The following is a 7825-nucleotide window of genomic DNA, read 5'->3' as shown; positions in this document are numbered from 1 at the left end:
GGCAATACGGGCATCTTGGGCGGAAAAAGGCACAATTTCAAACGGTAATTTATCCAATTTAGCAAGGTTTTCCGCTTTACGCTGACTTTTTTCAGCCCCAAAACAGAGTTCAAACAACACGATACTGGATAAGCCAAAATCAGCCGGCTTGTATTGTTTCAATTTTTCGATAAATTGCGACTGACGATTCAGTAAGGCAATCACGGCGTTAGTATCAAGCAGGTATTTCATTCAAAACAGCTCCACTCTCTTTCCTGTGCCGGCGTTTGACGTTCTGACTGCACCGCACTCACAAAAGTCGGGTCAAGTTCGCCTAATTCATCTAACCAATCCCAGTTATTCACAACAGGTTCAATAATCACTTTATTACCTTGTTTTTCAATCCGAACTTCTTCACCGGCAAAACGAAAGGCTTTCGGTAATCGAATAGCTTGTGAATTGCCTGTCCAAAATAATTTCGCTGTTATCATAATTTGCCTCCTTAAATATATCTATTTTTAATATATATTATATAAAACAGGCTGAACTCGCAATACAATAAGGGAAACTTTAGGCAAACAAAAAGCGACCGTGGTCGCTTAGTTAAGCAATAATATTGCGATAATAAAAAAACTGTTCGGCAATCTGCCAAAAATATGCCATTGTTTTACGGTATTTTTCTTCTTTCTGTTCGGCTATGGCGTGGGCAAGTGGTTCGGGCAAAATGGAGATCAAGAGATAATCGTGATTATCTTCAACATAAACAAGGCAAGTATCACTGGTTCTACGAGAGCCTATTTTCCAGTTTCTATCCCAATGATTTTTAGCTTGTAGATTGATGATTGGGACAAGATGAACGTGCTTTAAACCTGAACGAATGGGACTATAAAAACCGTCTTTTCCGAAATAATAACTGCTCTCTTCACCATTTGCTTTCCATTCTCGGAAGCGATTTACAAATGTGAAGAGAGCAGATTCAGTGTCAAAATGCGTTGCAAATAATCGGGTATGGGCAATATTCATCTTACTTGATGCCCATTGCCTTCATTAAATCATCAATAGTCATTGCACCGGCTTTACGTTCAATTTGACTGAATACCGCAATCTCTTCATTGCTCAATTTTGGTACTTTACGCAAAGGCTTTTCTATTGCCTGTGCATTATTCACTAGCACAAGAGGTTGATGCACAACTAACATCGGCTTGGCATAGGTAATTAACATTTTATTCCCCTTTTTAGATAAAAATGGACAATATCTGATCGCATTGTCCATTTTTCCCGTGTTATTGTCAATTACCCCCGATCCCGCAAACTGCTCCGCTGTTTGGCTTGGGCTTTGCGTTGTTCTTCTGCCAAAATACGTTGTATCGTTCGGGCAATATCGGCTTCGGACTGACCTTGTGCTGCGTTGATCGTAATATTGACCGTTTGATTGACCGAACCGACCGCTTGCGGTTGGCTGACGGTACTTATCGGCGGGCGGTTATCCACCTGTACCATCGGTTGAGCCACCGCAACCGTTGAGCCTAACGCAGCCAGTCCTGCCATTTTGCCATAGTTCAAACGGTTAAGGTTGGCAATCCCGATACGGCTGGTCGCTTCTTTAGTCATAATATATTCGCCGCCGTGATAAATCCCTTTCGGTTCATATTTACCGCCGTTGCCAGCATAACCGCCCGACCATTTTTGATCAAGCCCTAACCAAGATTTTACACTATGCCATTTATCACTAATGTACTGCCCTGCTTGATTGGCTTTTTCACTTGCATAATTTTTAATGCCTGAACCTAAATCTTTTGCCCCCTGTTTAATGCCTTCCCAAGAAATTTTGCTCAAATTATCAATCAACCATTGCACACCAGCTTTTAGACTCTCAAGCGGCTGTAAGGCATCTGAAAGCCAGCCTTTAATATTGCCCCATACTGTTGCCGCTTTATTTTTCAACTCGTCCCATTTTTGGCTAATCCAATTTGACACACTTTCACAGACTTTCCCCCAATTCTGAATCAACCAAATAATGCCTCTAATCAAGGGAATAATCGGAAATAAAATATTTAGGATTGGATTATTATCAAATACTTCGCACACCCAGTTCCAACCGGACACTAATGCTTGTTTAACCGTATCCCAATTTTTCCAAAGTAAAACCAATGCAGCGATTAAAGCAATAATCGCTAATACAATCCAAGTTATCGGATTTGTCAGTAATGCAGCACTAAAGGCAAGAATTTTTGGAATTACCGCTAAAAAGGCTCTACCCATTATTCCTAAACCTTTACTTGTCCATAAAGCAACTTTTACTATAGTCATCCCAAATTTTCCCAAAGCTAATATAATTCGCATAATAGGGTAAATTGCATAACTCAAAATCAATGATGAGCCACCCAGTACTAATAAAAATGCCGCAAAATAAGCGGTTGCTTGTGCAATACTTTTTGTTAATTCGGGATTTGCTTTAACCCATTGGCTAATAGAACGTAGCCAAACAGTAAAAGATTGGGTCTGCTCTCTCAGATCACCTGAAATCGTATCATAGATAGCTAACCCAATATCCTCTTTAGCAGAGGAAAGGGATTTAATATCGCCCAACAGGTTATCCGTCATCGTTGTGCTGACTTTTTCAACCGTACCTTTGGCATCTTTCAACATATTTTCGTAATTTTGAATGACACCATCAGCTTGACTCACTAATTCAGAAGCCCCTGCTAATCCGATTTTGCCAAAAATATCATCAAAAATTCCTAAACGCTCACCTGTTCCCATTGACTTGGTTTTGTCCATAATCTCTTTGAGAATTAAAGGCACATCTTTTAAATTCCCCTTCGTATCTTTAGTTTTTATTCCTAGCTTATCTAGTGCTTTTTTGGCTTCTTTCGGCGGTGCAGCTAAACGGACGAACATATTTTTTAAGGTCGTTCCCGCCTGTGAACCTTTTATCCCGACATTTCCTAATAATCCGGAAAGTGCTGCGGCAGATTCAAACGATTGTCCCGCAGCGGTTGCAATTGGTGCACCTTCTTTCATTGTTTCATAAAGGGTTTCTAAACTAGTATTGGACGTAGTAAAAGTTAATGTTAGTACATCAGCTACACGCCCCATATCGTCTGCTTGAATTTTAAAACCTGATGAAATATCCGAGGCAATATCAGCCACACGGGCTAAATCTGTTCCCGATGCCATTGACATCTGTAACATTGACGGAGTCGCAGCTTTAATTTGTTTATCATTAAACCCTGCCATTGCCAAATACCCCTGTGCATCAGCGACTTCAGAAGCCGTGAATGCTGTTGTTGCACCAAGATGAATCGCCTGATCACGCAATGCCTTAATTCTCTCGGCATCTTTTTCTTTATCCAAACGGGCCAATGCCTGTACTTTGGAAAAAGATTGCTCAAATGCTAAAGCAGGACTTAACATTGCATAGCCACTACCTAAAATGGCTGTACCACCCATCATCGTTTTTTGCCCAAATTGCCCAACACGATCACCTTGTGCTTTCAGTTTTTCAGCCTGCTGTTTATATTTTGCGTTCTGTCGTTGCTGTTGATTAAGACGCTTTAGCCGTTCTTCTTGCTGTTTAATTGAATCGGAAGCCTCTTTCATTTTCCGCTTTAACTCACTTTGTGCCGCTGCCATTTTTTTCGCATCAAAGCCCGCTTGTTTAAACTCAAGGCGAACCCTGCGGGTACGATCAATCAGGGCTTGCTTTTTCTGTTGTAACTGACTAACCGCTTGTTGAGCTTCTTTTAGCTTCTGCTTAAATTCGGCAGTCGGATTTTTTGCATCATAAAATGCCCGCTGCATTGCTTTCGCCTTTTGACGAGCCTGCTCTAATTTTTGGCTGGTTTCATTAAATTGTGCCTTGAGCGGATTGAGGGCATCTCGGTACTTTTTAATCTGCTTTTCATTTTGGCTAAATTGGCTGTTTAATTGGCGTAATGCCCCTTTACTTTCACCGAGCGTACGGGAAAGTTGTTGGGCTTTTTGGGTTGCTTTTTGAAATGGAGCGGTGAGTTTATCGACCGTAGAAAGTAAAACTTGTAATTTAAGATTTTGGCTCATTTGAATACCTTAATATATTGACAAACCAAGTAATTCGCTCTATGTTTTGCCAAAAGAGGGGGATGTATGGAAATTATTTTTGCGATTTTTGCATTCGTTTATGTTGGCGCAGTGGCTGCCGTATTTTTCGCACTGCAGTTTATGTTAGAATCTGTCCCTACACTATTAGCCGCGGTTGTCGCTTGCGTTTTCACCGCATCTATTCTTAGCCTACTGATTTGGCTTGTTCAGCCGTTAAAACATTGGCTCACGCCATACAAACGCTATATCAAAAATGGTTGGCAGGTCTTTTTTTATCTATTTATTTTCCCACCGCTTGCGGTTATACTCGGTGGCGTTTGCCTATTACCTTTTGCCTTAATTGTCGGGCTAACCGATAGCATAATGGTTGGCATCTTTGCCTTTGTTATTGTGAGCGCTTTAATCTTATTTAGCCGTTATCATCAAATACAAAATAGGGGATAAATAATGATAATTATTGAACTACTATCTCTATTCCTGTTAGCTTCTGCTGCTATCATTTCCGTTCTTTTCTTCGCTCTCGTCCCCATCAGCATTATTGGGGGATTTATATATGGCATTATTACTCACATTCGTGAGAGTGTAGAAGAATCTTAATAACCGCCTTTTTTATCGCCGGCAAGATGCGCCAACACAATATTTTCTATCATTGCCTGATCATCACCGCTAAATCCCAGTAATTCCCGCTGGTCATATTTCACTTTCCAATCCAAATGGCGCAAGACACGGGCAGATTTTCCGTGTTGGTGAATGTCGGCAATAAAGCTGGCTTGCCCCGCATACCCAATCTCTACTCCTTCCCCATTGGTACGGGTTTTCATTAGCCGTGCTGTGCGCAGTTTGGCGAACATTGCTTTTTGTTTCACCTTGCCACGCTTTACCCGCTTTTGCACTTTACGCGGGGCATAAGGCGTGCCGTCCGGATTTTTCTGCGAGGCTATCCGTTTACGTTGAGATTGGGCAAGCTGTTTGCCTATCTCACGGGTGAGTGCCTTGCGTTGTTGTGGGCTAAGTTGTTGCACAAGGGCTTGTAGGTGCGGGGTTACGGTATCAATAATCGTCATTGGTTTGCGCTTGGGAGTCGAAAATCAGTTGGTCGAAATGGTATAAACGCCAACGCTCAAGGGGTATCCATTCGGTCGGTTGCGGTTCGTTACCGTGTTTTGCGGTAAATTCCCCCTCCTGTTCTTTGACAATCACCCGTTCGGTGAGGGGAATTTTGATGTAGATGTCGTAGGTTTTGTGGTTGTTCGGCTCAATCTCAAAGGTGATTTTGCTCTGATTTGCCGGATTGTGCAGCAGCTCCGACTGTTCAATCCGCACAAAATTAAGGATTGGCACAAACAGTACATCGGGGTGGTAGGGGAAATCGGTGGCAATCACTTCCAAATCGTAATGGTATTCAAACGAGAGCGAATTTGCTCCCGTTAGTTTCAGGTTGCCGTTGTCAAACTGCAAAATCAACTGTCCGGGATTTTGCTGAAAATAGGCGATGGATTGGGTGAGCAAATCACGCAGACGGTCGGGTTTTAACATTGGCGATAACCTTTTTGTCGGTGTTCGGCAATCCGTTGGCAATCAACACAACGGGTGCAGCCGAGAATATGTTTGCGGCGCAGTTCGGGGATCACTTCGCCGCAATCTTCGCAGTAGGTGGCACTGCAAGCGGTCGGTTTGGCCCGTCTTTTTGCAAGGGCAAATTCCCGTTCACGTTCTGCCAGTTCGTTGGCTCGGTCGATTTGGTCTTTCATTGGTTCTGCTTGCTCTGTGTGGTGTTGTAAATCTCGATGCACTGCTGGTATGCCTGCAACTGAATTTGGCACAATTCAATCGTCGTCAGGCTTTGGTCTAAGGCTTTTATCAAATCACCGTTGGTGTTGAGGTGATGAAGATTGGGCTGCCGGCAATGATTTTCGCTGGGGCAAATCAGCGGATTGGGTTTGCTGATGTTTACCTGCCCTCTGTTTGAGCAGGCGGCTAAGGCGATCAGGCACAGGCTGCTTAGCCCAATTTTGCTGTTTTTCCAGTTCGGCCAAAATGTCATTGGTGCGTTCCTCTGCGTGTTGAAGTTTGCTTAATACGTTTTGATGTAGTGCTTTCACTTGGCTTTGGTACTGGGCAATCTGAATATGGGCATTTTCCAGTTGGTTCGCCAGTTGCCGATTATCTGCTTTGATGAGCGTCAATTCTTTTCCCGCTGTGATGAGCTGCTGTTCTTTGCTTTTGTTTTGGTAGCACAAATAGCTACTCACACTAAATAACACAATCACCGAAGCGATCATTGATTTGCCAAAAGCTGCGGTAATGAAATTTGTCAGCATTTTATTTCCTATTTGATCATTTGATGAAAGTTGATTACACTTATCAAGAATTAAGGTTTTGGGTTAATGGCTATGTTCAATTTATTTAAGCAAGTGTTGCCTTATTTAAACCCTTTTCGCTTACCAATGAAAAAGGAGACACTGGATGCTTGGGCAAAAATCTTTGAAGATTGTACAAAGGTTTCACTACTTGCTATTCCTGCTATTTGGTATTACGGTAAAGAAGATTTTTCATTTAAACTATGGGCAACAATAGGGCTTTTTCTCGCAATGTATATTTGCATTATTATGGGACGCTTAATCCGTGATAATGCAGAGTATTTATCTCAACCAAGAGGAGAATAACAATGAATGTAGGATTTTTTATCACCGTCATTGGCATACCTTTATTTTTCTTGGTATGTCTGCTTTATGTGCTGAAAGATGCACCAAAGCATCACTAGATTATTGAAAGGGCGTTTACGCCCTTTTATTTTGCCAAACACAAACGTTTCTCTTTTTCTCGCCGAATTTCCAATCCCCGTAATTTTTTGCCGCCGGCATAGACCCATTTCGGCAATTCATTGCACGCGCCGAGATAATCGCCGGCATTGGCTTTGCGAAACATTGTTGATTTTCGCATTGCACCGCAACCGACATTAAATGTGATTGAAGTGAGTGCATCAAATACGCCTTGCGGTAGCGTTTTCCCGTTGGCATAACGGTTTACGCACTGCTCCGCCGTTCGCAAATCTTTCGCCCAGCGGTCGGCTATCTCTTGGTTGGTATAAAGTCGGTTCGGGTCAATCGGCTCGCCACCTGCGGCGGTTGAACCAATCCCGACCGTCAGTACATCAGCAGGGCATTGATACGGATCACGGCGACACCCTTCGGCATTGCCGATAATCGCCATTCCCGCTTGGCTGATGCGTAAATCAGGGTGGGATAACTGGACTAAGCCAATAATGGCTGACACGCCGCACACTACGGCAGCGGTCAATTTAGCGCTTTTGCTCATCGTTAATAATGTCCTGTAAATTCATTTTGTAACGGCGTAGGGCTTCTTTTTTGATTTTTAGCTCTTCGGCTTTGTAGTGCCAATTCATTAAGATCGTCAGCAACCCAAACAGAATGCCTAAAATCACGCCCCAATCGGACAGATTAAGGCTGGTGATCACCGTAATAAATGCCCCAAAAAGCGAGGTGTTATCGTGCTTATCCATTCTGATTAGTCCCATAGGCTTACCGTTTCTTTGCTAATCGGGGCAGCACGCCGATCAATATCCGGCATTTCTACCTGCTGCCCTATTGGTAACACCGGCATTTCCGCAAGCTGCGGGTTATATGCCAAGGCGAGTTCAACCAGCCCTGCGGTGCTGCCGTAATGACGATAAATCAGCAAATCAAGGGTATCGCCTTGGATTGCGGTTAAAATCATAATAATTCCGAAATTAAGCCGTTTT

At 42.9% G+C, this 7825-nt stretch carries 14 protein-coding genes; 2 read left to right on the top strand and 12 right to left on the bottom strand.

What is annotated here, in order from left to right:
* From RO21_RS10575 to RO21_RS10555, 5 genes are all read right to left on the bottom strand, one after another.
* A partial coding sequence (locus RO21_RS10575) for a PIN domain-containing protein (RefSeq protein ID WP_047977747.1) occupies nucleotides 1-231 on the bottom strand: 231 nt, incomplete at its 3' end.
* The gene (locus tag RO21_RS10570) at nucleotides 228-470 is read right to left on the bottom strand and encodes an antitoxin (RefSeq protein WP_047977746.1); all 243 of its coding nucleotides are present in this window, start codon (nucleotides 468-470) and stop codon (nucleotides 228-230) included. The genes RO21_RS10575 and RO21_RS10570, both read right to left, overlap by 4 nt.
* A gap of 112 nt (nucleotides 471-582) precedes the next feature.
* Nucleotides 583-1002 (bottom strand): type II toxin-antitoxin system YafO family toxin, encoded by a 420-nt coding sequence (locus RO21_RS10565; RefSeq protein ID WP_053067771.1) that lies wholly within the window; start codon nucleotides 1000-1002, stop codon nucleotides 583-585.
* A gap of 1 nt (nucleotide 1003) precedes the next feature.
* Nucleotides 1004-1201: a hypothetical protein gene (locus RO21_RS10560; protein ID WP_047977745.1), complete on the bottom strand. Its 198-nt coding sequence runs from the start codon at nucleotides 1199-1201 to the stop codon at nucleotides 1004-1006.
* Nucleotides 1202-1272: 71 nt separating this feature from the next.
* Entirely contained in the window at nucleotides 1273-4041 is a 2769-nt protein-coding gene (locus tag RO21_RS10555; RefSeq protein ID WP_047977744.1) for a phage tail tape measure protein, read from the bottom strand.
* Between the two features lie 66 nt (nucleotides 4042-4107).
* On the opposite strand from RO21_RS10555, the gene RO21_RS10550 reads away from it, so the two are divergent.
* Entirely contained in the window at nucleotides 4108-4506 is a 399-nt protein-coding gene (locus tag RO21_RS10550) for a hypothetical protein (RefSeq protein ID WP_047977743.1), read from the top strand.
* 149 nt (nucleotides 4507-4655) lie between these two features.
* On the opposite strand, the gene RO21_RS10545 is transcribed toward RO21_RS10550, so the two are convergent.
* Genes RO21_RS10545 through lysC form a run of 4 tightly spaced genes read right to left on the bottom strand, consistent with a single transcriptional unit; the run spans nucleotide 4656 to nucleotide 6106 of the window.
* Nucleotides 4656-5126, bottom strand: a complete 471-nt coding sequence (locus RO21_RS10545) for a phage virion morphogenesis protein (RefSeq protein WP_047977742.1) — start codon at nucleotides 5124-5126, stop codon at nucleotides 4656-4658.
* Nucleotides 5113-5598, bottom strand: a complete 486-nt coding sequence (locus RO21_RS10540; protein ID WP_047977741.1) for a phage tail protein — start codon at nucleotides 5596-5598, stop codon at nucleotides 5113-5115. Before RO21_RS10540 ends, RO21_RS10545 begins: the two co-directional genes overlap by 14 nt.
* A complete protein-coding gene (locus tag RO21_RS10535) occupies nucleotides 5592-5813 on the bottom strand; it encodes a TraR/DksA family transcriptional regulator (RefSeq protein WP_047977740.1) in 222 nt (73 codons plus the stop codon). The genes RO21_RS10540 and RO21_RS10535 overlap by 7 nt, the downstream gene beginning before the upstream one ends.
* Nucleotides 5810-6106 carry an Rz1-like lysis system protein LysC gene (gene lysC, locus RO21_RS13775; RefSeq protein WP_369074427.1) on the bottom strand — a complete coding sequence of 99 codons (297 nt, stop codon included), beginning with the start codon at nucleotides 6104-6106 and terminating at the stop codon, nucleotides 5810-5812. Before lysC ends, RO21_RS10535 begins: the two co-directional genes overlap by 4 nt.
* A gap of 343 nt (nucleotides 6107-6449) precedes the next feature.
* Here lysC and RO21_RS10525 point away from each other — a divergent pair, with 343 nt between their 5' ends.
* Entirely contained in the window at nucleotides 6450-6728 is a 279-nt protein-coding gene (locus RO21_RS10525; protein ID WP_053067769.1) for a hypothetical protein, read from the top strand.
* A gap of 124 nt (nucleotides 6729-6852) precedes the next feature.
* Here RO21_RS10525 and RO21_RS10520 read toward each other — a convergent pair whose 3' ends face one another.
* The 3 genes from RO21_RS10520 to RO21_RS10510 form a co-directional block, all read right to left on the bottom strand.
* Entirely contained in the window at nucleotides 6853-7380 is a 528-nt protein-coding gene (locus RO21_RS10520) for a lysozyme (protein ID WP_047977739.1), read from the bottom strand.
* Nucleotides 7364-7600 (bottom strand): phage holin, encoded by a 237-nt coding sequence (locus tag RO21_RS10515; RefSeq protein WP_084724298.1) that lies wholly within the window; start codon nucleotides 7598-7600, stop codon nucleotides 7364-7366. Before RO21_RS10515 ends, RO21_RS10520 begins: the two co-directional genes overlap by 17 nt.
* A partial coding sequence (locus RO21_RS10510) for a tail protein X (protein WP_420911996.1) occupies nucleotides 7591-7825 on the bottom strand: 235 nt, incomplete at its 5' end. The genes RO21_RS10515 and RO21_RS10510, both read right to left, overlap by 10 nt.

This window comes from Muribacter muris (genome assembly GCF_001038205.1).
GTDB classification, from domain to species: Bacteria; Pseudomonadota; Gammaproteobacteria; order Enterobacterales; family Pasteurellaceae; genus Muribacter; species Muribacter muris.
This window is presented reverse-complemented; position numbering and strand designations above follow the sequence as displayed.